Below are 21491 nucleotides of genomic sequence, written 5' to 3' on the forward strand. Positions count from 1 at the left end.
AATCGGACGAATCAACTATGGCTGAAGATCAGGGTTTCGCATCGAACAGGGTCGAGCCGGTCATCGGATCGAACGGCGCCGACCAGTGCTCGTGGGCAATTTTCCAGGCACCGCCGACCAGCCGATAACAGGCGGTGGCGCGCATCCAGCAACTCTGGGTTTCGCCCTGTTCATTGGTGCCGCCGCAGTTGGCAACCCAGTGGGCGAAGGCGATGTTGTCGCCTGTTTCGATCGCGATTTCGTGGAACTCGAAGATGTGCGGGCCGGGGCACATTTCCATGCAATCCACCCAGTGCGCGCGGTAGGCCGGTTTGCCCTTGAATTGCAGGGCCTTGATCGCATCGAACGAGAGGATGTCGTCGGCGTACAGCGCCATGACTTTCTCGACGTCCTTGGTCATGACGGCTTCGCGGTAGGTGTTGATCAGGGTCTGGATATCGCTTTGTGCGCTCATGGTGTTCTCCGTGGTTTTTGTTGTGAAGACACCCTTAGTCGTTCGGCGATTTGCCGGATCGACAGCTGAAACAAAAAAAATCCAGCGAACGCAAAGTCGCTAGAATCCGAGGCTCATCTTTGTAGGAAAAAGGAAATTCCCTTGTCAGCCAAACTCGTGCCGTACGAGAGCCTTAACGCCTTGCAGCGCCAACAGGTCGAAGCGATTGAAATCCACGCCGAGCAGATCAAGTTCTCCGGCGACATCCACGGCGCCCTGCACACGCTGCTGTCGAAACCCGGCCCTGGCGTGAAGGGTTTTGCGCTGCTGGCAGAAGATAAGCCAGTGGCGTTCCTGCTGCTCAAGCGCCCGCCGGTTTTGCCGGAATGGGCCGATGAGCACAGCGCCACCCTGCATGCGTTGCAGGTCGATCACCGCGCCCAGGGCAAGGGTTACGGCAGAGCCTGCCTGCTGGCGTTGCCGGAAGTTGCGCGCCAGGCCTGGCCGGAAATCAAAGGGCTGGAACTGTCGGTGGACGCCGACAACGACGCCGCGATTGCGCTGTACGCCAAGTACGGTTTCGTTGACAGCGGCGAAGCGTACAAGGGCCGCATCGGTTACGAGCGGCGCATGGGGCTGTTCTTCTAATCGTCGAGGGAGCAACGATGATCGATTCAATCGAAGCGCTGGAAGCCATCTACGGCTTGCCCCACGAACGGGCGGTGCGCAAACAGATCGATTTTCTCAACGAGGACTATCAGGCGATGGTCCGGGTTTCGCCGTTGGTGATTGTCAGCTCGGTGGGTGCCGATGGCATCGACGGTTCCCCGCGCGGTGATGCGCCGGGGTTTGTGCGGATCATTGACAAGCGCACTCTGGCTTTGCCGGATCGTCCGGGCAACAACCGCATCGATACCTTGCGCAACGTGTTGCACGATCCGCGGGTGTCGCTGCTGTTCATCATTCCGGGGATTGGCGAAACGTTGCGGGTCAACGGCACGGCGACCATCAGCGCTGATCCCGAGTTGCTGGAAAGCTTCGCGGTGAATGGCAAACCGGCGCGCACGGTGTTGCTGGTGAGGGTGGAGGCGGCGTTCTTTCATTGCTCCAAGGCATTCGTGCGTTCGGATGCGTGGAATCCTGAAACGCACTTGCCACGCTCGGCGCTGCCGACGGCGGGCGCGTTTCACAAGCGTCTGAATGATGGGCAGTTTGATGCCGAGGCTTACGACCGCGAGGCCCCGAAGCGAGTGCTCGACACGCTGTACTGACCAAAACTTGCAAACACCATTTTCCCTTGTGGGAGCGGGCTTGCTCGCGAAGGCGGTGGGTCAGTCAAACTAAATATCGACTGACACGACGCCTTCGCGAGCAAGTCCGCTCCCACAGGGGATTTGCAGTGTTCTTCAGAGAGTCAGGATCATCTCGTGCCACGCCATTCCACCGTGGTCGGATTCGGACGGTTTGATGTAGGCAAAACCGAATCCGGCGTACAGCGGGATGTGCCGTTCCTTGCACATCAGGTGAATCGTCGCCTTGCCCTGCTCGCGCATGCGTTCGATGAATTCCCCCAGCAGACGCTTGGCCAGGCCCAGGCCTTGATAATCCGGGTGTACCACCACCGACATGATCACCACGTTCGGCCCGGCCGGGTCGTGGCCGATCAGTTCCTTGAACGCCTCGTCGGACATCTGCACGTCAAACGCTGCACCGGAGTTGATGAACCCTGCCACCTGCCCGTCCACCTCGGCGACGATGAAACCGTCCGGCCAGGTGGCGATGCGCGTGGCGATCTTCTCGCGGGTCGCGGCTTCGTCGCCCTCGTAGGCGAGGGTTTCGATGGCGTAGCAGCGATCCAGGTCGGCGGCGGTGACGTGGCGGATGACGGTGTTCATGGCGGCTCGAAATCAGTGGAAACAAGGCCGCCAAGGATAAAGGAATAAGGTGTTCATATCGATCCGCGCAGGGGGCGTAAAGCCTGCGTATAAGCGCTTTTCTTCGGATTCGGGACGGTCTATTTCTGGTGCCTGTCTCTGATCACCCGAGGGGGGAACCGTTTATGAGCAGCGTGGAAATCGGTTTGTTGATGGTGTTGGGCATCAGCTTCTTCGGCTTCATTACCCTGGGCATCGACCTGTTGCGGGCACGACGGATCAAGGGCAAGTAAGGCTCGACCGGCAGCGCGAAGCGGGTTCGCGCTGCCGGTTGCCGATCAGGTTTTCTTTTCCACCGGGACGCAGATTTCCAGCTTGCCGGTATTGAGCTTCGGATTGAAGTCGGCGCTGTAGCGTTCCAGCTCCGGGGCGTTGAGCCCTTTGTATTCGGATGCCGGCAGCCAGGTTTTGTAGATGTAATCAATGGTCTGCGGCAACTGATCCAGCGAACCCTTGTGTTCGAACACCGCGTACTGGCGTGGCAGGATTTCGATCCACGGATATTTTTCCTGCGGGAAATCGTCCAGCTTCCTGATCTCGACCCCGGCCATGTAATCGAAACCGCCGTTGCCGTCGAAATTGCTGCAGACACCGTAGGTCACTTCGCCCTTCTGCCCCGGAATATGTCCGATGTGCGGGATCAGTTTTTCCCACAGCGCAGGGATGTCCTGAACGGTCTCTTTGGTGAAGCGATCGCGAAAACCTGCAATCAGCAGGAAGTGTCCATGTTCGAAGCGAGGTTCAGCCACTTCGACGCGTTTTTGCTCATCCATGACTCGACTCCTTGAACGAAAAAAGTGGGTTCGGCTGGGAGTATAGAAGCCAAACCCGATTCGCACATTTACAGCGTATGCAGGGCCTCGGCGGCCCCGGAGCCGACAAACTCGTTATAACCGGATACGATCACGTAGACCGCGAAATAGCAGAAGATCGCGGCAGATGCCATGTACGAATAGCGCAGCAGTTTGTCGCCCAGCAACTTGCCGCCATGGCTCGCGGCGAAACACAGTCCCGCCGACCACAGCAGCCCGGCGCACAGGAAACCACCGAGAAACAGCGCAGAGCTGAGTGGACCGCCGCCACCGGAACGGGCGATCAACGTACCACCCACCGCCGCAAACCAGAGGATGGCGCTTGGCGACGACATGGCCAGAAAGATCCCACGGAAGAACTCTTTGCGATGGGAGTTCTGGCCCACTTCGGCGGTCGCCGCCAATTGCGCTTCGTGGTGGATCGCCGAATAGATCATCTTCGCCGCGAAGTAGATCAACAGCGCCGAACCACCGATCCACAGCACCCAGCGCACGGTTTCGTATTGCAGCAGAACGGTCATTCCGGCCAGCGCCAGCACCGCGTAAACCAGGTCACCGACGCAGGTGCCGAGGCCCAGTGCAAAGCCTTGAAAATAGCCGCGCTGCATCGCCAGCGTGATCATCGCGATGTTGGCCACGCCGATATCCAGGCACAGCGAAAGGCTCAGCAAGAAGCCGCTGGTAAATTCCATCAACCGGTTTTCCTTGAGAAAAATTTGTTTACAAAGGCTCTGGACAGTATGCCATCGCTGACCTTATCGTCCGCCACAGGTCACCGCAGTGACCAGCGTCGCTCGGACGGTTCCGGGCGCTTACGTTATCCGAGGCAACAATGGCTGAACAAGGTTCGCCGCGCCGCTTTGCGCGCATTGATCGACTCCCCCCTTACGTTTTCAACATCACTGCCGAGCTGAAGATGGCCGCCCGACGTCGTGGCGAAGACATCATCGACTTGAGCATGGGCAACCCCGACGGCGCCACGCCGCCGCACATTGTTGAAAAACTGGTGCAGGTTGCACAGCGCGAAGACACCCACGGCTACTCCACGTCCAAGGGCATTCCGCGCCTGCGCCGGGCGATTTCCAACTGGTACAAGGAACGCTACGCGGTCGAGATCGACCCGGAAAGCGAAGCCATCGTCACCATCGGTTCCAAGGAAGGCCTGGCGCACCTGATGCTGGCGACCCTGGATCAGGGCGACACCGTACTGGTGCCCAACCCGAGCTACCCGATTCACATCTACGGTGCCGTGATTGCCGGCGCCCAGGTGCGGTCGGTGCCGCTGGTGCCGGGCGTGGACTTCTTCGCCGAGCTGGAGCGGGCGATTCGCGGCTCGATCCCGAAACCGAAGATGATGATCCTCGGCTTCCCGTCGAACCCGACCGCGCAGTGCGTGGAGCTGGACTTCTTCGAACGGGTGATCGCCCTCGCCAAACAGTACGACGTGCTGGTGGTGCACGACCTGGCCTACGCCGACATCGTCTACGACGGCTGGAAAGCCCCGTCGATCATGCAGGTGCCGGGCGCCAAGGACATTGCGGTGGAGTTTTTCACCCTGTCCAAGAGCTACAACATGGCGGGCTGGCGCATCGGCTTCATGGTCGGCAACCCGGAGCTGGTCAGCGCCCTGGCGCGGATCAAGAGCTACCACGACTACGGCACCTTCACCCCGCTGCAGGTGGCCGCGATTGCTGCGCTGGAAGGTGATCAGCAATGCGTGCGCGACATCGCCGAGCAATATCGCCAGCGCCGCAACGTGCTGGTCAAAGGCCTGCATGAACTGGGCTGGATGGTCGAAAACCCGAAAGCCTCGATGTACGTCTGGGCGAAGATTCCCGACGCCTACGCGCACCTCGGTTCGCTGGAGTTCGCCAAGAAGCTGTTGGCCGAGGCCAAGGTCTGCGTCTCGCCGGGTGTCGGCTTTGGTGAGTACGGCGACGATCACGTGCGCTTTGCGCTGATCGAAAACCAGGACCGGATTCGCCAGGCGGTACGCGGGATTCGCGGGATGTTCCGGGCGGATGGTCTGGTGACCAAATCCTGAGGTGATGATCGTTCCCACGCTCTGCTTGGGAACGATCAATCCACCAAGCACAAAAAAACCGCATCGCTGCGGTTTTTTTGTGTCTTGCGTTCGAGGTTAAACGAACAGCGACAACAACAGAATGAAGCCCAAACCCACCACCGACAGGATGGTTTCCATCGCGGTCCAAGTCTTGAAGGTCTCGGCGACGGTCATGTTGAAGTACTGCTTCACCAGCCAGAAACCGGCGTCGTTGACGTGGGACAGAATCAGCGAGCCGGCACCGGTGGCCAGCACCAGCAGCTCACGGTTCACGCCCGGAATCATCCCCACCACCGGCACCACAATGCCTGCACCGGTGATGGTCGCCACGGTGGCCGAACCGGTCGCGATGCGGATCACCGCGGCCACCAGCCATGCCAGCAGGATCGGCGAGATCTGCGCGCTGACCGCCATGTGGCCGATCACGTCGCCCACGCCGCTGGTCACCAGCATCTGCTTGAATCCGCCGCCGGCACCGATGATCAGGATGATCGCGGCAGTCGGCGCCAGGCTCGCGTCGAGCCATTTGAGCATCTGCTGAGAACCAATGCCCTGCTTGTGACCGAAGGTGTACAGCGACAGCAGCAATGCCAGCAGCAGTGCCGAAATCGGGTGACCGATCATGTCCATCCAGGTGCGGAAGAAATGACCGTCCGGCAGCGCCACGTCGGCGAAGGTTTTCAACAGCATCAGGAACACCGGCAGCAGCACGGTGACCAGGGTGATGCTGAAGCTCGGCAGATTGGCCGAATCGTTTTCACGGGCCAGTTGATCGACCAGTTCCTGGTTCGGATGACCCGGAATGTGCTTGGCGATGAACGTACCGAAGATCGGACCGGCGATGATGGCGGTCGGCAGTGCGACGATCAGACCGTAAAGAATGGTCTTGCCGATGTCGGCACCGAACACGCCGATGGCCAGCAGCGGGCCCGGGTGCGGCGGCACCAGACCGTGCACGGCGGACAGGCCGGCGAGCAGCGGGATACCGATCTTGATGATCGACACACCGGTTCGGCGAGCCACGATGAACACCAGCGGAATCAGCAGCACGAAGCCGATTTCGAAGAACAGCGGAATGCCCACCAGGAACGCGGCGAACATCATCGCCCACTGAACCTTGTCCTTGCCGAAGGCGCGGATCAGGGTCTGGGCGATCTGATCGGCACCGCCGGATTCGGCCATCATCTTGCCGAGCATCGTACCCAGCGCGAGGATGATGCCGACGAATCCGAGCACGCCACCGAAGCCGTCCTGGAACGCCTTGATGATGGTGCCGATCGGCATGCCGGAGGTCAGGCCGAGGAACGCGGCGGCGATGGTCAGGGCAATGAAGGGGTGAATCTTGAATTTGGTGATCAGGACGATGAGTCCGATCACCGTAACCACTGCATCGAGCAGCAGGTAGGCGTCATGGGACATGCCAAACATGAGGGGGTGTCTCCTGGTTTGTTGTTGTTATTAAAGCGGGTTAATCAGAAGTCGCATGGACAGCGCTATCTTCGCAATCACACTCATACCGCCTGTTTCAGGCCATGGGCCTGCCACCAGACGTGGGCTTGCGATGCGAGCTCTTCAACGCTGTGGATCGAAGCATTCAGGGCCAGGGTCAACGGCTCGCCCTTGGGCGATTCGAGGGTGGCGAACTGGCTTTCGATCAAGGTGGCCGGCATGAAGTGGCCCGGACGGTGGGACACACGTTCGGCGGCGACTTCAGGCGTCAATTCGAGGAACACGAAACCCAGGCCCGGCAAGGCGCTGCGCAGCACTTCGCGATAACTGTGTTTGAGGGCCGAGCAAGTCAGCACCGGGCGTTCGCCCAGGGCGTCGACGCGGCGCAGTTCGTCGCACAGGCTGTCGAGCCAGCCGGCACGGTCTTCGTCGTTCAGGGGGATCCCCGCGCTCATTTTTTCGATGTTCGCGGCCGGATGGAAAGTATCGCCTTCAATGGCAGTGGCGCCGCTCAATTGGCACAGGGCCTCGCTGACGCACGTCTTGCCGCAACCGGCAACGCCCATGATGACCAGGGCGGTGATGGGATGATTCATGTAACACCTCAGCGCGCAGACAGCGCTACCTTTGCTAGCTATGACTCTAGTGCACAGGCAGAAGTTGCCGACGCCTTCTTGTCGTTTTTTTGGGTTGCAGCAGGTTTTGTCCGTACGCCAAAAAGCGAAGATCAGGCAGGACCTCGCTTACGCATTTGCAGCTGCATAAGGACAGCGCTACCTTAGTGCCTTGATTTTTGTTTGGCAAGCCGCCCGATGACCACCCCTAAAAACGATAAAAACACCCGCACCACCGGCCGTCCCACCCTCAATGAAGTCGCCCGTCTGGCCGGCGTCAGCCCGATTACCGCCTCCCGCGCGCTGCGTGGGGTCAGCACGGTCGCCATCGAACTGGTGGAAAAAGTCCAGAAAGCCGCGCTGGAACTCAACTACGTGGTCAACCCCGCCGCCCGCGCCCTGGCCTCGGCCCAGAGCCATTCGGTGGTGGTTCTGGTGCCTTCGCTGTCCAACCTTTTATTCATCGACACCCTGGAAGCCATTCATCGGGTACTGACGCCCAAAGGCTTCGAAGTGCTGATCGGCAACTTCCACTATTCCCGCGATGAAGAAGAAAACCTGCTGCGCAACTATATGGCCTATCAGCCACGCGGTTTGCTGCTGACCGGTTTTGACCGCACCGAAAGTTCGCGGCGGATGATCGAGGCCAGCAACATTCCCTGCGTGTACATGATGGAACTGGACAGCGCCGCCGGGGTGAACTGCGTCGGCTTCTCGCAGCTCAGCGCCGGCGAAACGGCTGCCGAACATTTGCTGTCCCGTGGCCGCAAGCGCCTGGCGTACATCGGTGCGCAGCTCGATCAGCGCACCCTGCTGCGCGGTGAAGGCTTTCGCAAGGCGTTGCAGAAGGCCGGGCGCTACGACCCGGATCTGGAAGTGCTGACCCCGCGTTCATCGTCCGTAGGTCTGGGAGGCGAGTTGTTCCTGCAATTGCTGGCGGCGCATCCGGATGTCGATGCGATCTTCTTCGGCAATGACGACCTGGCTCAGGGCGCCCTGCTCGAAGCGCTGCGCAACGGGATCAGGATCCCCGAGCAAGTGGCAATCCTCGGCTTCAACGACCTGCCGATGTCCGAGCACATGGTGCCGCGCCTGAGCAGCATCAACACACCCCGCGAAGCGATCGGCAAGCGTGCGGCGGAGCAGATGCTGACGCTGATGGCCGGCAACAGCGTGGCGCGACCGGTGGAGGACATGGGCTTCGAACTCAAAATCCGCGAGAGCACCTGACCCCGCATCACTCCCAGACTTTGATCGTTCCCATGCAGAGCGTGGGAAAGATCACCTCACTTCCCAAGCAACTCCACCAGAGCCAGCGCGCCCTTCTGCAACGGCTGGCTCTTGAGCCATACCGCATGCACCGGCAGCACCAGGCCGTTTTCGATGTTGCGGAAATTCAGCCGTTTCAGCCGTCCGCTATCAAGCCAGGGCTGCACCACCGACAGCGGAAAATTGCCCCAGCCCAACCCTGCCTCGACCATCTCCAGCGCCGTTTCCAGGTTGTCGGTGCGCCAGTGGGACTCGGCCACCAGCGGCCGGGTTTCGCTGATCGGCAAATCACGACTGCCGACGACGATCTGCCGCACATGCACCAGATCCTCGAGAAACAGATCCTGTCCCTGCAACAGCGGGCTATCCGCCGCCAGCGTGGCGATCATTCGCTCACTGCCGACGAACTGAAACCGTTCCAGCACATTCACGCTCAACCCGGCGAACGCCAGGCACACGCTGACCCGGCCACTGTGAAGCATTGCCAGCACATCATCCTGCGGCGCAGTCAGCACTTCGATGTCGAGCAGCGGATGACGCTCGCTGAGGTCCTTGATCGCCGTCAGCAACCGTCGGCGATCAATATCCGCCGCCACGCCGATCGACAACTTGCTCTCCAGCCCCAGCGACAACTGCACCGCGTGTACCTGCAATTGCTTGAGCTGATCGGCGATCAGCCGCGCATGGGGTACCAGCGACAGCGCCATCGCAGTGGGTTGCGGTTCGCGATGGCTGCGATCAAACAGCGAGTAACCGAGTTCGGCCTCCAGATTGCCGATGGCCATGCTCACCGCCGACGGGACTTTGCCTAATGCCCTGGCCGCGGCGGAAAACGAGCCGCGCTCGATCACGGCAAGAAACAGCTCGATGCTTTCACTGTTGAAATTCACGTCTCACACCTGTCAATAAAACTGAAAACTACTGACTTTTTCTGTCACCTCTATTGAAGCTATCTTTCGTCGCCTTCGCCAGTCCCACTGGCCACAAGTCGCAAGAAAGAGGCAATTCCCCATGCAAGGCGTTAAACGCAAACTGGTCTATGTTTCGCTCTATGAAGTGATCGGCATGACCTTCTCGGCCCTTGGCCTGGCCCTGTTGTCCGGCACTTCGCCCGGCAGCACCGGCCCGCTGGCGGTGATCATCACCACCATCGCCGTGACCTGGAACTTTATCTACACCTCGCTGTTCGAGCGCTGGGAAAGCCGTCAGGTGTCGCGCACCCGCACGGTGAAACGGCGCATCGCCCACGCCGTCGGCTTCCAGCTGACGCTGATCGTGTTCCTGATTCCGCTGATCGCCTGGTGGATGAACATCAGTCTGGTGCAGGCCTTTTTGCTGGATCTGGCGCTGATCGTGTTCATCCCTTGCTACACCTTCGCGTTCAACTGGCTGTTCGATAAGGTGTTCGGCCTTCCGGCCTCGGCATTGCCGGATCCGCAGCCCGCGACATAAATCGTTAATTGGTAAGCGGATATTGCAAGAAATCGGCGGTTTTACTGCGCCAACCGCCGATATAAACAATCCTTGATTTCCGATAGCAGGCTAAGCTTTTCCATCAATAAAAAATGGATCAGCCCATGACTGCACACGCCCCCGCCGCGCAATGCGACGGCATCGACCCGATACGCGCCGCCGAGATCTCCGCCCGCATCGACCGCCTCCCGGCAGTCGCCACCCTCTGGCGGCTGGTGGCGCTGCTGTCGATCGGTGGTTTTTTCGAACTCTACGACCTGTTCCAGACCGCCTACATCAGCCCCGGCCTGATCCGCGATGGCATCTTCGCCACCGGCAATCAGGGCGTGTTCGGTTTCTCCGATCAGGCTGCGTTCGCCTCAGCGACGTTCCTCGGTTTGTTTCTCGGCGCCAGTCTGCTGAGCCCGATGGCTGATCGGTTCGGTCGGCGCGCGATCTTCACCTTCGCGCTGGTCTGGTACACCGTGGCCACGGTACTGATGGGCGTGCAGAGTTCGGCGTTGGGGATCATCTGCATGCGTTTTCTGGTGGGCATCGGCCTCGGCATCGAACTGGTGACCATCGACGCCTACCTCTCGGAACTGGTGCCCAAGCGCATGCGCAGTTCGGCGTTTGCCTTCGCATTTTTCGTGCAGTTCCTGTCGGTGCCGGCAGTGGCGTTGATGTCCTGCTGGCTGGTGCCGCAAGCGCCGTTCGGGGTGTCCGGCTGGCGTTGGGTGGTGTTGGCCAGCGCAGTGTTTGCACTGTTCATCTGGTGGCTGCGCAAACGTCTGCCGGAGTCGCCGCGCTGGCTGGCGCAGCATGGCCGCTTCGATGAGGCGAACCGGATTCTCGATAACATCGAGGCGCGCTGCGAGAAGGATCACCGCAAGCCACTGGATGCACCGGAAGCGGTAGCCGTCGATGTCGAAGGCAAGGGCCGTTTCGCCGATATCTGGCTACCGCCCTATCGCCGCCGCGCGTTGATGCTGATCGTCTTTCACATTTTCCAGGCCATCGGTTTCTTCGGCTTCGGCAACTGGCTGCCGGCGTTGCTTTCCGGTCAGGGCGTCAGCGTCACTCACAGCTTGATGTACGCGTTCATCATCACCCTCGCCTACCCCCTCGGCCCGCTGCTGTTCGTCAAATTCGCCAACCGTTTCGAGAACAAGTGGCAGATCGTCGGCTCGGCCCTCGGCGCCATGACCTTCGGCACCTTGTTCGCCCTGCAGACCAGCGCCTTTGGCCTGATCTTCTGCGGTGTGATGATCACCTTCTGCAACGCCTGGCTGAGCTTCAGTTATCACTCCTATCAGAGCGAGCTGTTCCCCACCAACATCCGCGCCCGGGCGGTGGGCTTCTGCTATTCGTTCAGTCGCTTGTCGACGGTATTCAGCAGCCTGTTGATCGGTCTGTTCCTCGACCACTTCGGCACACCGGGCGTGTTGGCGTTCATCGTCGCCAGCATGTTGATCGTGATGCTGACCATCGGCTATTTCGGCCCCCGCACCCGAAACCTGGCGCTGGAAAACATTGCCCATCGCTGACGGACAACGGTCATCCTCTGCCGCCCACTGGCAAGGGATGACCGCTTTGCCTGTTCACAAAAAACCACAAGCCGTTGATAAATATGAATTTATTCAACAGGCACGGTAATTGCTGCCTAGGGCTGACAGTCATTACCTACAGGTTCATTCATCATGTTGGTCAGTGCAAAACAACAACAAATCATTCATCTACCCAAGCAGCTGAATGACGATGCAACCGCCACCGCCGCAGCCGGACTGCAAGGCGGCCTGCACGGCGCGATGCTGCAAACCCTGCAAAACCAGGCCCAGGCGCAAACCGCCGAAGCCACCGCCAAGGTGCAGGAATCGGCCTCGCAACTGGCGACCCAGCAAGTCAGCGAAGCCACGCGCATCAGCGACAACGTCGACGAAGCGTTCGCCAAGACCCGTGTCGCTCTGCAAACCTCCGATTCTTCGCAGACCAAATCCACGGGCTCATCGGCTATGGATGAGTTCAAGGACTACATGAGCAAAACGCCGGAACAGCGTCTGCGCGACAGTATCCTCCAGGAAATGGGCCTGACCGAGGACGACATCAAAGCCATGCCGCCGGAGAAACAACTGGCCATCGGCAAAGAAATCGCCGAGCGACTGCAGGACAAGATGAAGCTGGCCGAAGCCGAGAAGCAGAACAAGCAAGACGCCAACTCGGCGAAGATCAGCGACGAGTCGGCGGACAAGTTCCTCGCCTCACTTTAATACCCGTAGACAGTACTCAATCGAGTACTGTCTGCTCTGTTTCCCGGTGTTTATCTCGCACACTACCTTGACCACTCATCGGAAAGAACGACTTACCTGTCAGATATGACAGTAGCCATCGTCAGATCAGATCCGTTTAATCGAGCTGGTAGCTGCCATGCATCTACACAAAGATTAATGACGCTGAGCAGGAGTTCATCATGAGAAGGGATGGTTTCGTTGGTCATTTAAAAGCAAAGAGTTTCTTCAACAACGTGGACTTGGGAAAGGACTATGATTCGGAGCGTATCGAATTCACCGTTGATCAGTTCCTTGCCTACGCACCAGTCGGCAATGTGGTCATCGTTTATGGCGTCCCGATCTCGGAGGGCCTCAACACCATCCGGGTGGGGACGGGCCACAATGGCCTCATGACATATCTGGGATACCATTGCGACGGGGAGGTAAGGTTGACAGTTGATCCTACTTTCGCTCATCACACTGCGACTTTCACTGTGTACTATTACGATGGCATAGGCCGGCTCTTGAAGTTAGAGGGAGAGTTTGACGGAACGTATGACCTACTGTAACAAGCATCAAGGGCTCTGAATGTTGCCAGAGCCCTTGATTCTAATCGAGGCTTACTGAACGAGCGGCATTACCATCACTCGCAGACTTAATTAATTTAGCTGCAACGTCTCGTTGAACTGGCTGATCGCATCCACCACATGCCGCGAGCCCTGCTGAATCTCCCGAATCGCATCCCCCGCCTCGTTCGCCAGTTCCACCCCGAGCCCGGTGCGGCTCAGGCTCGACTGCATGCTCGACACTGCGCTCAATGACAACTCGTGGTTCTTGCGCACCACATCAACGATCTCCAGGGTTGCCTGACTGGTCCGCGCCGCGAGGCTGCGCACCTCGTCCGCCACCACGGCAAAACCCCGCCCGTGCTCACCCGCCCGCGCCGCTTCAATGGCGGCGTTGAGCGCCAGCAGGTTGGTCTGATCGGCAATGCCGCGAATGGTCTGAACGATGGTGCCGATGATGTCCGACTGTTTGCTGACCGCATCGATGCTCAGCGCCGCTTCGTTGAGGTCGCGGGAAATGTCCTGAATGATCTGCACCGTTTGCTGCACGACCTGTGAGCCTTTTTGCGCACAGGCGTCGTTTTGTACCGAGGTGCTGTGAGCCGATTCCGCAGCAGTCTGTAAGGTAGTCATCTGGTGGGTGATGTCGCTGGCGAACTTCACCACTTTGTACAACCGGCCCTTGGCGTCGAACAGCGGGTTGTAAGAAGCTTCGAGGTAAACGGTCTGCCCGGACTTGTTCTTGCGCTCGAAGCGGTGCGAGTGATATTCGCCGCGATTGAGCGAAGCCCAGAACGCCTTGTATTGCGCGGATTCGGCTTCGACCCGGTGACAGAACAGACTGTGGTGATGGCCGACGATTTCGTTGAGCGAGTACTGCATGGTTTTGAGAAAGTTGTCGTTGGCCGTGATCACATTGCCTTCCGGGGTGAACTCGATCACCGCCATAGAGCGACCGATGGCGGCCAGCATGCTCTCCTCTTCCTTCTCCTTGTTCACTCGCGCGGTGATGTCCGCCGCCACTTTGATCACACTTCGGACCTGTTTGTCCGGGCCATACACCGGCATGTAACTGGCTTCGAGCCAGATCTCCCGACCGCTTTTGTTCAAACGCAGGAAAGTGCCGCTGATGGGTTCGCCCCGGGCCAGGTCACGCCACAATTTGGCGTATTCCTCGCTGCGGTAAAACTCCTCTTCACAAAAGATCCGGTGGTGTTTGCCACGCACTTCATCGGCGCTGTAGCCCATGGTCTTGCAGAAGTTGTCATTGGCATCCAGAACGATGCCCTCGGGGGTGAATTCGATCATTGCCATCGAACGGCTGATCGCCGCCAGCTTGGCGTTGGCTTCGGTCAGGGCACAGCTGAAACGTTCGATTTCCTGCAGATCAGCCTTGTGATGTAGGTTGAACATGTCTCTATCACCTTCCGCGCGTTCTTTTGATTTGATGAAAGTTCAGGTCTTTCAGAATCCACCACTACGTTCCACAGAACAGGCACACGCCTTCCTCCACGGGAGGAAGTTGTCAGGTGATAAACGATGACTAATCAAAGAGTCCATGCAGCGACGCTCTAATCAAGACATCCTTTTCTTGATAGCCCGCAGGCGGGCCATTCCTAACATGCAGAAGAACTTCCATTTAAAAAACAGCTCCTTGTCGGTCAAGTGTCGGTGCCTTGGATTGCGCACTCTGGCAGCTTTGTTCACGGCTAACCGATTGCCGCCGGAGCGCTTTGAATGGCGGTCGACATAGTTAGTTATGAATGAGCATAGACAGCGCAAGGCCTTGCGCAAGGCCACTAGTCGGCCAGTAATGCGGGAGTTCGGACAGGAAGCGGACGAGAAACGGTTCAGCGCAAAAACGTTTTTGCCGGTCGGACGCCATCGCGGGCAAGCCGCGCTCCCACAGGTACCACGCTGGCTTTAACATTGCGCACAACCCTGTGGGAGCGGGCTTGCCCGCGATGGCGTCGGTGCAGCACTACAGAAATATCGGAAAAGAACTACAGACTCCCACTCACCTTGTTCGCCACATCACCCGGCACCCAAGGCTTCCACACTTGCGGTTGATCGCGCAGGAACGCCTCGGCCACCTGCCGTGGCTGCTGGCGCTTTTCGCTCATCCCGGCCAGAGTCTGGTTCAGCAGATCGATCGGCAAGTCGACCTTTTCAAAGAACGTCACCAGCTCCGGATACTGCGCCTTGAACGGCGCCGACACGCCAATCGCCAGGCTCGCCGGCATCGAACGGGTGCCTCTCGGATTGGGGTTGTTGGCATCGGCCAGGGTTTTCCAGGCTTCGGCGTCGAACGGTGGCTCTTCCAGCTTCACCAGTTTGAAGCGACCGAGCAGCGGCGTCGGCGACCAGTAGTAGAACAGCACCGGTTTGCCCCGCTTGATCGACGACGCCACCTCGGCATCCAGCGCCGCGCCGGAGCCGGTGCGGAAGTTGACGTAACTGTCGTTCAACGCATACGCCTTGAGTTTCTGGCTGTTGACGATTTCAGAAGTCCAGCCGGTCGGGCTGTTGAGGAAGCGCCCGCGGCTCGGGTCTTCCGGGTCCTTGAACACATCCTTGTAGCGCGGCAGATCGGCCACGGATTTCAGTTCCGGCGCCAGCGGTTTGATCCCGCGCTCCGGGTCACCCTTGATCACGTATTCCGGCACCCACCAGCCTTCGGTGGCGCCTTTTACCGTGTCGCCGAGGCCGAACACCTTGCCCTCGGCGGCGGCCTTGACCCACGCGGGACTACGCCCGGCCCACTCTTCGCCGATCACCTGAATATCGTTTTTCGCCAGCGCCGCCTCCAGGCTGACGGTGCTGCCCGGCAGCGTATCGGTCGGGTAGCCGTAGCCTTTCTCGACGATCAGGCGCAGCACTTCAGTGATGAAGCTGCCGCTTTCCCAGGTGATGTCGCCGAAGTGGATCGGCGCGGTTTTTTCCGCTGCCACGACGTGGCCGGCGGTCAGGGTCAGGGCCAGCAGCGAACTGCCGAGCAGGGTTTTGAGCGATCTCATGCGGACCTCTTGTTCTGGGAGGAAATCAGGGTTTGGTTGGCGCTGTGGCGGTTGCACAAGGCCTGGGAGCGGGTCATGTACAGGCTCACCGAACGTTGGGAGATACCCAGTTCAGCGGCGATTTGCGGGTAGGTCAGGCCGTCGATTCGCGCCAGCAGGAAGGTCGAACGGACTTTGCCCGGCAGGCGCTGGAGCGTCCGGTCCAGGTGCTTGAGGCTCTGCGACAGGTCGGCGAGTTCTTCGGGAGACGGCGGGTGGTCGAAGTCACCCTGATGAAGCTGATGCAAATGCCGACGCTCCAGATCACGCCGCCGCCAGCGCTCGTACAGCAGGCGTTGGGCGATGGTGGTGAGCAAGGCGCGGGGTTCACGGATGGCGGTCAGGCCCGGCGCTTCGAGCAGTTGCGCGAAGGTTTCGGCGGCGATGTCTTCGGCGGTGGCCGCATCATTCGATTGCCGACGCAGACGTGTGCACAACCACTGGTAATGGTCGCCAAACAACGTGTGCACATGATTGCGATGGGATGAGTCGGCGCCGGACATGGGGGCTCCTTGGTCAAGGGTCGCTGAATGTCCGGTCGTCCGGTGGCGCGATCCTAGCAAGGCGCCTTATGCGTTAAAAATACTTAAAAAGAATTTTTATATTCCATTAGTGAATTACAAGAGACTGCTAGCGCAAGCGGCCATAACCCAGTTCTTCGGCCTCGCGCTGATAATCCTGCAGGACGAGGTAATCACTTTCACTGGCGGGCAGGACTTCGGGCAAACCGAGGATGCGGGCCACATCGGGCAGGTCTTGAAGGCTGCGATTCATCGCCCGGCGCAGGTGTTCAATCTGTTCGTCCGTCGTGCTGGCAGCGGTGATGAAGGGCAAGGTCGGGCTGAACGCACTGCGTGCCACCACCCGCAAGCCGCTGACCTCTGCGGCGGCGTATTGCGCCAGATACGCAAAGGTCACGCTGTCGATGGCTGCCAGATCGGCGCGGTCTTCGCGCAACCAGCGCAGGCTTTCGCGATGCCCGCCACTGATGCCCACAGAGGCGAAAAACTGACCGTCCCGATGCAGCGGCGCCAGACGCTGACGCAACAGGTTCATGCCGCTGTTGGAGTCCTCGCTGTTGATCACCCCGCGACTGTCGAAGAACTCCGCCAGATTGCGGCGCGGATCATCGGCACGGGTGAGGATCAGGCTGCAATGATTGCCGGCAGTGGCGTCAGGCAATTCGTAACGCGGACGACCGACAATCCTGACCTGCCCACGCAGCGCGGTCATCAGCGGATAGCCGCAGGTCTGGGTCAGCAACAAATCAGGCGAGCGCCAAAGTTCAAGCAACGACAAGCCGTCGGCATCGAGCCGCGAACGGCCGAGGTGTTCGAGAATCCGCGCCAGCCACTGCTCGTTCGCCGCGCGAATCGGCTCGGGTGCGATGTACATCAACAGTTCTGCGTAACCTGACGTCATGGTCGCCTCAAATAAACGGATGCTGCGGGCTGTCGATCGGCTTGATGCCGTGCCGGCGCCACAGTTGCCCATAACCTTGCACCAGAAACCCGCCGCTGCGCGCCACCCACTGTTCCCGGCGCATGCGGTAGGCCTCGGGCAAGTCGTACCACGAAAGCTTCGGCAAGTCGTGGTGCACCAGATGGAAATTCAGGTTCAGGAACAGCCAGCGCCACGGCCATCCGGCTTCGTTGAGCACCGTGCGCTGCTCCGGTTGCGTGTGCGGTCGGTGTTCATAGTAGGAGCGAACCATCGCGATCGACAGCGCCGGGACGCTGATCAAAAACAGGTAATGCCACACCGGCAACACGCTGTAGCGGGCGATGAAAAAAAGCATCAGCACGGTCAGGGCGCCGTGGGTCAACCACATCAGCCAGGCCTGGCGCTCGCCGCTTTTCAGACGTTGCAGTTCTTCACCGGCCAGCGCCAGCAACGCCAGCGGCGCGCCAAGAATGAATCGGCCCAATACGGTTTTGTTCAGCCAGTGCAGGCTGCGTTCGAACAACGAACGGCCCTGCCAACGCTCGGCGCTCAGGTAACGGCTTTCGGGATCGACGCCGGGAATCGTCAGGTCTTCATCGCGATGGTGCTGCAAATGGCTGTCGCGATAGAGCGTGTAGGGATACCACACCGCGAATGGCGCATAGCCGAGGATTTTGTTGACGAAGGTCCAGCGCGTCGGATGACCGTGGAGCAATTCGTGCTGCACCGACAGCCACAGCACCAGCAACGGAATCAGCAGCAGCGTGCTCCACCAGACGCCGAGCCATTCGCTGCCCAGCACAATCGCGAACCAGCCCCCATATACGCCAATCAGCAGCAGCCAGGTCGGCCACTCGGTGCGGGCGGTGAAGCGCTGGCGCAGGGTTTCGATCTGTAGGCGATGGGCATCGTCGAAATAGTGGGGCATGGCGTGGCTCGGAACGAGGGTCTGATCGTTCTGTGCAACACCAACGGGAAATCTTGCAGATTATTTTTGCGGGCTGTTTTCAAGGCAAGACAGGAGCCCGGATCCGGGCTCCCGAACGGCGTGATCAATGGCCAAAGATGTCGACTTTTTTCGCCCTCTTCTCGTGGCGTTTTTCGATGGCGGTCTTGGCCGGTTTCTTCTTCGCGGCTTTTTTCGAATCCATACCTTTGGACATGATGCGTACTCCACTCAGGGGGGATGTGAGATCAGGTATACACCTATCCCGGCGGGCACGTTGTTTTATAATCCGCAGCTTTTGCACCGGCAGTCCGATTCATGACCGACATCCGTTACAGCCAGCTCGACGACCTCTCCTGGCCGTTGATGAACAAGTTCTACCGCCAGCATCAATCGTCGATGAAAGCCGTGCGCGAGGCGCAATTGTGGGTGGCGCGGCGGGAGGAAATCGTGGCGGCGCTGTGCCTGCGGCCGGTGTTCGGCGGACATTGGTTGACCGGGTTGTTCGTCGATCCGGCCTGCCGTGAGCAAGGCATTGCCGCACAGCTGATTGCCGAAGCGGTGAAGGACGTCGAGGGGCCGGTGTGGTTGTTCTGCCACCCGGACTTGCGCGGATTCTACGAGCGGCGCAGCTTCACCTTCGACCCCGCCCTGCCCCAGGCCATGGCCGAACGCTTGAGCCGGTATGCGCGGAGCAAGCCGATGATTGCCATGGAACTGGCACCGCGCGCGGGCTAGTCAGTCGTCAGCGTTGGGATCGAGATCCGGAAACATCACTTCGGTAAAACCGAACTTGCTGAAATCGGTAATGCGCGACGGGTACAGCCGCCCGATCAGGTGATCGCATTCATGCTGTACCACCCGCGCATGGAACCCTGAGGCCACCCGCGAGATCGGCTCACCCTTGGGGTCGACGCCTTCGTAACGGATCCGCTGGTATCGATCCACCGCGCCCCGCAGGCCCGGCACCGACAGGCAGCCTTCGAAGCCCTCTTCCATCAGCGGACTGAGCGGCGTGATCAGCGGGTTGATCAGGATCGTCTGCGGCACTGCTTCGGCGTCCGGATAACGCTCGCTGTGCTCGAAACCGAAGATCACCAGTTGCAGATCGACACCGATCTGCGGCGCGGCCAGGCCAACGCCGCCGACGCTTTCCATGGTCTGGAACATGTCGTCAATCAATTGCCACAGCTCGGGACTGTCGAGCATTTCGGCGGGCACCGGCGGCGCGATGCGCAGCAGGCGTTCGTCGCCCATCTTCAGGATTTCACGGATCATGATCAGGCTTCGTCAGTGTTCGGCTTGAGCGAATGATCGCGCCCGAGGCCGGAAACGTGTTGTTTGGGATGTTCATCGAGTTCGCCGGGGACTTTCTCGCCCGAATCCTTGCCCTCGCTGGACATGTGTTCGATCACCGCATTCATCTCCGCACCGAGCAACAACACGGCGGCGGAAATGTAGAAATACAGCAACAGCACGATGATTGCACCGATGCTGCCATACATGGCGTTGTAGTTGGCGAACGTCTTGACGTAGAACGCGAAGCCCAGGGACGCGATGATCCACACCACCACCGCCAGCACCGAGCCCGGCGTGATGAAGCGGAATTCCTGTTTGACGTCGGGCATCACGTAGTAGATCAGCGCCACGGCCACCATCATCAGGATCACGATCACCGGCCAGCGGGCGATGGTCCACAAAGTGACAATGACTTCTTCCAGCCCGACCTGCGCGGCGATCCAGCCCATCACCTGCGGCCCGAGCACCATCAGCGCCGCGGCCACCAGCAACATGCCGGCGATGCCGACGGTGTAGATGATCGACAGCGGAAAGCGCTTCCACAGGGGCCGCCCCTCGACCACGTCGTAGGCGGCGTTCATCGCGCTCATCATCAGGCGCACGCCGGCAGACGCGGTGTACAGGGCGATGACGATACCCACCGAAAGCAGGCCGCCCTTGGATTGCTGCAGTTGATCGATCACCGGGTTGACCTGCTCCAGCGCCTGGGGCGGCAACACCAGCTCCGATTGCAGGCGCAGCCAGGAGAAGAAGTCCGGCAGGTGCAGGAAACCGATCAGGGCAATCAGAAACAGAATGAACGGGAACAGCGAGAACAGCATCTGGTAGGCCAGTGCCGAGGCGTAGGTCGACATCTCGTCGTCGACGAATTCGGTGACCGTGCGCACCATCACCCGGTGCAGGGGCAGACCTTTCATGTCCGGAAAAATCATTCGCGTCTCCTTTCGCCGCAAAACAGGTTGAAGTCGTGGCGACTCAGGGGCCGTTTTTCTCTCATCAAAGTAGCTTACTTGGCGACTTTGAAACACTGTGTTCCTTGACCGCATGTGAGCGGGATACGAAAACGGCCATCCTTGGATGGCCGCTTCGCTGTTTCGTTCAAGGCCTGATCAGGCCTTGTCGACGCCTTTCTTGACCGCGTCCTTGGCTTTGCCCACCGCTTGCTGGGCCTCGCCTTTCTTCTCTTGCACTTTGCCTTCGGCCTGCAGTTTGGTGTTATCGGTGGCTTTACCGACACCTTGCTTGACGTTGCCGACCGCTTCGTTGGCCATGCCTTTCACTTTATCGCTCGTGCTACCCATGGTGATTCTCCTTGGAACATTAACGGGGAAAGTCAGTACGTAATGATTGACTGACCCGGTTTGCGCCAAGTTTCATTTATTTTCAGGGCTTCATTTCGTCGCGGTGTGCAGGTTGGGCTTTATGTTTACGAGCGTACCCCCGAGAATGCCCATCAAAAGGGCGCCAGGCGCCACAGAACCGACCCCGCAGGAATGTTATGAAACTCGATAAAAAGCAGGCCATCGCCCGTCGCAACCAGGAATTGGGCGGTGCCGTGCTCGGCACCAACAACTGCCACTTCGCCGAACTGAACCGTAACCGCAACATCTGGTGGTTCGACCTGCCGGTGTCGCGCCTGGCGATCGGTCAGTACGAGTGGATTCACCTGTTGATGCACACCCCGGCCACCGACGAACTGCTGCACCTGAAAGTGCCGACCGTGTTCCTGCGCGAGAAACTCGAAGGCCTGGTGATCCGAAACGAAGGCAAACGCAAGGCGGCCCTGAGCCTGGAACTGAGCGCCGACAAGGACTCGTACCTGCAGGACATGCGCCCGGCGGGGACCAACGTGAACTTCGCGCCGTTCCGCCAGTAGCAGAAAAAGC

25 protein-coding genes and 1 pseudogene are annotated in these 21491 nt (G+C 59.6%); 10 read left to right on the forward strand and 16 right to left on the reverse strand.

Features of this window, described 5'->3' with window-relative positions; genetic code table 11:
* Nucleotides 1-28 precede the first annotated feature (28 nt).
* The gene (locus CAG25_RS05930) at nt 29-454 is read right to left on the reverse strand and encodes a nuclear transport factor 2 family protein (RefSeq protein ID WP_085610764.1); all 426 of its coding nucleotides are present in this window, start codon (nt 452-454) and stop codon (nt 29-31) included.
* A gap of 141 nt (nt 455-595) precedes the next feature.
* On the opposite strand from CAG25_RS05930, the gene CAG25_RS05935 reads away from it, so the two are divergent.
* Nucleotides 596-1081, forward strand: coding sequence for an N-acetyltransferase (locus tag CAG25_RS05935; protein ID WP_085610765.1), 486 nt, complete (start codon nt 596-598; stop codon nt 1079-1081).
* A gap of 17 nt (nt 1082-1098) precedes the next feature.
* Nucleotides 1099-1704 carry a pyridoxamine 5'-phosphate oxidase family protein gene (locus CAG25_RS05940; protein ID WP_085610766.1) on the forward strand — a complete coding sequence of 202 codons (606 nt, stop codon included), beginning with the start codon at nt 1099-1101 and terminating at the stop codon, nt 1702-1704.
* A gap of 135 nt (nt 1705-1839) precedes the next feature.
* Here CAG25_RS05940 and CAG25_RS05945 read toward each other — a convergent pair whose 3' ends face one another.
* The 3 genes from CAG25_RS05945 to CAG25_RS05955 all read right to left on the reverse strand — a co-directional run bounded on the left by CAG25_RS05945 (nt 1840) and on the right by CAG25_RS05955 (nt 3871).
* Nucleotides 1840-2328: a GNAT family N-acetyltransferase gene (locus CAG25_RS05945; protein ID WP_007951113.1), complete on the reverse strand. Its 489-nt coding sequence runs from the start codon at nt 2326-2328 to the stop codon at nt 1840-1842.
* Nucleotides 2329-2645: 317 nt separating this feature from the next.
* Complete coding sequence (locus CAG25_RS05950) at nt 2646-3140, reverse strand: GyrI-like domain-containing protein (RefSeq protein WP_064598873.1); 495 nt, start codon at nt 3138-3140, stop codon at nt 2646-2648.
* A 68-nt stretch (nt 3141-3208) separates the two neighbouring features.
* Complete coding sequence (locus CAG25_RS05955; RefSeq protein WP_064598875.1) at nt 3209-3871, reverse strand: LysE family translocator; 663 nt, start codon at nt 3869-3871, stop codon at nt 3209-3211.
* Between the two features lie 140 nt (nt 3872-4011).
* Here CAG25_RS05955 and alaC point away from each other — a divergent pair, with 140 nt between their 5' ends.
* Nucleotides 4012-5223, forward strand: a complete 1212-nt coding sequence (alaC, locus tag CAG25_RS05960; RefSeq protein WP_085610767.1) for an alanine transaminase — start codon at nt 4012-4014, stop codon at nt 5221-5223.
* Nucleotides 5224-5319: 96 nt separating this feature from the next.
* Here alaC and CAG25_RS05965 read toward each other — a convergent pair whose 3' ends face one another.
* Together CAG25_RS05965 and CAG25_RS05970 are read right to left on the reverse strand one after the other, a co-directional pair.
* Entirely contained in the window at nt 5320-6672 is a 1353-nt protein-coding gene (locus CAG25_RS05965; protein ID WP_085610768.1) for a GntP family permease, read from the reverse strand.
* Nucleotides 6673-6755: 83 nt separating this feature from the next.
* Nucleotides 6756-7289 (reverse strand): gluconokinase, encoded by a 534-nt coding sequence (locus CAG25_RS05970; RefSeq protein WP_064598881.1) that lies wholly within the window; start codon nt 7287-7289, stop codon nt 6756-6758.
* 216 nt (nt 7290-7505) lie between these two features.
* Here CAG25_RS05970 and CAG25_RS05975 point away from each other — a divergent pair, with 216 nt between their 5' ends.
* Nucleotides 7506-8537 carry a LacI family DNA-binding transcriptional regulator gene (locus CAG25_RS05975; protein WP_085610769.1) on the forward strand — a complete coding sequence of 344 codons (1032 nt, stop codon included), beginning with the start codon at nt 7506-7508 and terminating at the stop codon, nt 8535-8537.
* Between the two features lie 56 nt (nt 8538-8593).
* Here CAG25_RS05975 and CAG25_RS05980 read toward each other — a convergent pair whose 3' ends face one another.
* On the reverse strand, nt 8594-9466 hold the full coding sequence (locus CAG25_RS05980) for a LysR family transcriptional regulator (RefSeq protein ID WP_085610770.1): 873 nt from the start codon (nt 9464-9466) through the stop codon (nt 8594-8596).
* A 121-nt stretch (nt 9467-9587) separates the two neighbouring features.
* On the opposite strand from CAG25_RS05980, the gene CAG25_RS05985 reads away from it, so the two are divergent.
* The 4 genes from CAG25_RS05985 (at nt 9588) to CAG25_RS06000 (ending at nt 12864) form a co-directional block, all read left to right on the forward strand.
* Nucleotides 9588-10028 carry a PACE efflux transporter gene (locus CAG25_RS05985; protein ID WP_064598890.1) on the forward strand — a complete coding sequence of 147 codons (441 nt, stop codon included), beginning with the start codon at nt 9588-9590 and terminating at the stop codon, nt 10026-10028.
* Between the two features lie 125 nt (nt 10029-10153).
* Nucleotides 10154-11575 carry an MFS transporter gene (locus CAG25_RS05990; protein WP_085610771.1) on the forward strand — a complete coding sequence of 474 codons (1422 nt, stop codon included), beginning with the start codon at nt 10154-10156 and terminating at the stop codon, nt 11573-11575.
* Nucleotides 11576-11728: 153 nt separating this feature from the next.
* Nucleotides 11729-12295, forward strand: coding sequence for a hypothetical protein (locus CAG25_RS05995; RefSeq protein ID WP_085610772.1), 567 nt, complete (start codon nt 11729-11731; stop codon nt 12293-12295).
* A 200-nt stretch (nt 12296-12495) separates the two neighbouring features.
* On the forward strand, nt 12496-12864 hold the full coding sequence (locus CAG25_RS06000; RefSeq protein WP_085610773.1) for a hypothetical protein: 369 nt from the start codon (nt 12496-12498) through the stop codon (nt 12862-12864).
* A 90-nt stretch (nt 12865-12954) separates the two neighbouring features.
* Here the strand turns inward: CAG25_RS06000 and CAG25_RS29050 are convergent, their stop codons facing one another.
* The 6 genes and pseudogenes from CAG25_RS29050 to CAG25_RS06025 all read right to left on the reverse strand — a co-directional run bounded on the left by CAG25_RS29050 (nt 12955) and on the right by CAG25_RS06025 (nt 18288).
* On the reverse strand, nt 12955-13494 hold the full coding sequence (locus CAG25_RS29050; protein WP_371320920.1) for a methyl-accepting chemotaxis protein: 540 nt from the start codon (nt 13492-13494) through the stop codon (nt 12955-12957).
* A gap of 9 nt (nt 13495-13503) precedes the next feature.
* Nucleotides 13504-14274 (reverse strand): annotated as a pseudogene (locus tag CAG25_RS29055) (PAS domain-containing protein); the annotation flags it as partial.
* A gap of 590 nt (nt 14275-14864) precedes the next feature.
* A complete protein-coding gene (locus CAG25_RS06010; protein ID WP_085610774.1) occupies nt 14865-15878 on the reverse strand; it encodes an ABC transporter substrate-binding protein in 1014 nt (337 codons plus the stop codon).
* Complete coding sequence (locus CAG25_RS06015) at nt 15875-16420, reverse strand: sigma-70 family RNA polymerase sigma factor (protein WP_085610775.1); 546 nt, start codon at nt 16418-16420, stop codon at nt 15875-15877. The genes CAG25_RS06010 and CAG25_RS06015 overlap by 4 nt, the downstream gene beginning before the upstream one ends.
* Before the next feature lie 127 nt (nt 16421-16547).
* The gene (locus CAG25_RS06020) at nt 16548-17339 is read right to left on the reverse strand and encodes a phosphate/phosphite/phosphonate ABC transporter substrate-binding protein (RefSeq protein ID WP_085610776.1); all 792 of its coding nucleotides are present in this window, start codon (nt 17337-17339) and stop codon (nt 16548-16550) included.
* Nucleotides 17340-17346: 7 nt separating this feature from the next.
* Nucleotides 17347-18288, reverse strand: coding sequence for a fatty acid desaturase (locus CAG25_RS06025; protein WP_085610777.1), 942 nt, complete (start codon nt 18286-18288; stop codon nt 17347-17349).
* A 336-nt stretch (nt 18289-18624) separates the two neighbouring features.
* On the opposite strand from CAG25_RS06025, the gene CAG25_RS06030 reads away from it, so the two are divergent.
* Complete coding sequence (locus CAG25_RS06030; protein ID WP_085610778.1) at nt 18625-19044, forward strand: GNAT family N-acetyltransferase; 420 nt, start codon at nt 18625-18627, stop codon at nt 19042-19044.
* On the opposite strand, the gene def is transcribed toward CAG25_RS06030, so the two are convergent.
* From def to CAG25_RS06045, 3 genes are all read right to left on the reverse strand, one after another.
* On the reverse strand, nt 19045-19584 hold the full coding sequence (gene def / locus CAG25_RS06035) for a peptide deformylase (RefSeq protein ID WP_064598909.1): 540 nt from the start codon (nt 19582-19584) through the stop codon (nt 19045-19047).
* 2 nt (nt 19585-19586) lie between these two features.
* Entirely contained in the window at nt 19587-20537 is a 951-nt protein-coding gene (locus CAG25_RS06040) for a YihY/virulence factor BrkB family protein (RefSeq protein ID WP_039766115.1), read from the reverse strand.
* Nucleotides 20538-20714: 177 nt separating this feature from the next.
* A complete protein-coding gene (locus CAG25_RS06045) occupies nt 20715-20906 on the reverse strand; it encodes a CsbD family protein (RefSeq protein ID WP_064598911.1) in 192 nt (63 codons plus the stop codon).
* Between the two features lie 197 nt (nt 20907-21103).
* On the opposite strand from CAG25_RS06045, the gene CAG25_RS06050 reads away from it, so the two are divergent.
* Nucleotides 21104-21481, forward strand: a complete 378-nt coding sequence (locus tag CAG25_RS06050) for a hypothetical protein (protein WP_007951149.1) — start codon at nt 21104-21106, stop codon at nt 21479-21481.
* Nucleotides 21482-21491: the final 10 nt, after the last annotated feature.

Origin of the sequence: Pseudomonas sp. B16(2017) (genome assembly GCF_002113205.1) — a bacterium.
GTDB lineage: Bacteria > Pseudomonadota > Gammaproteobacteria > Pseudomonadales > Pseudomonadaceae > Aquipseudomonas > Aquipseudomonas pharyngis.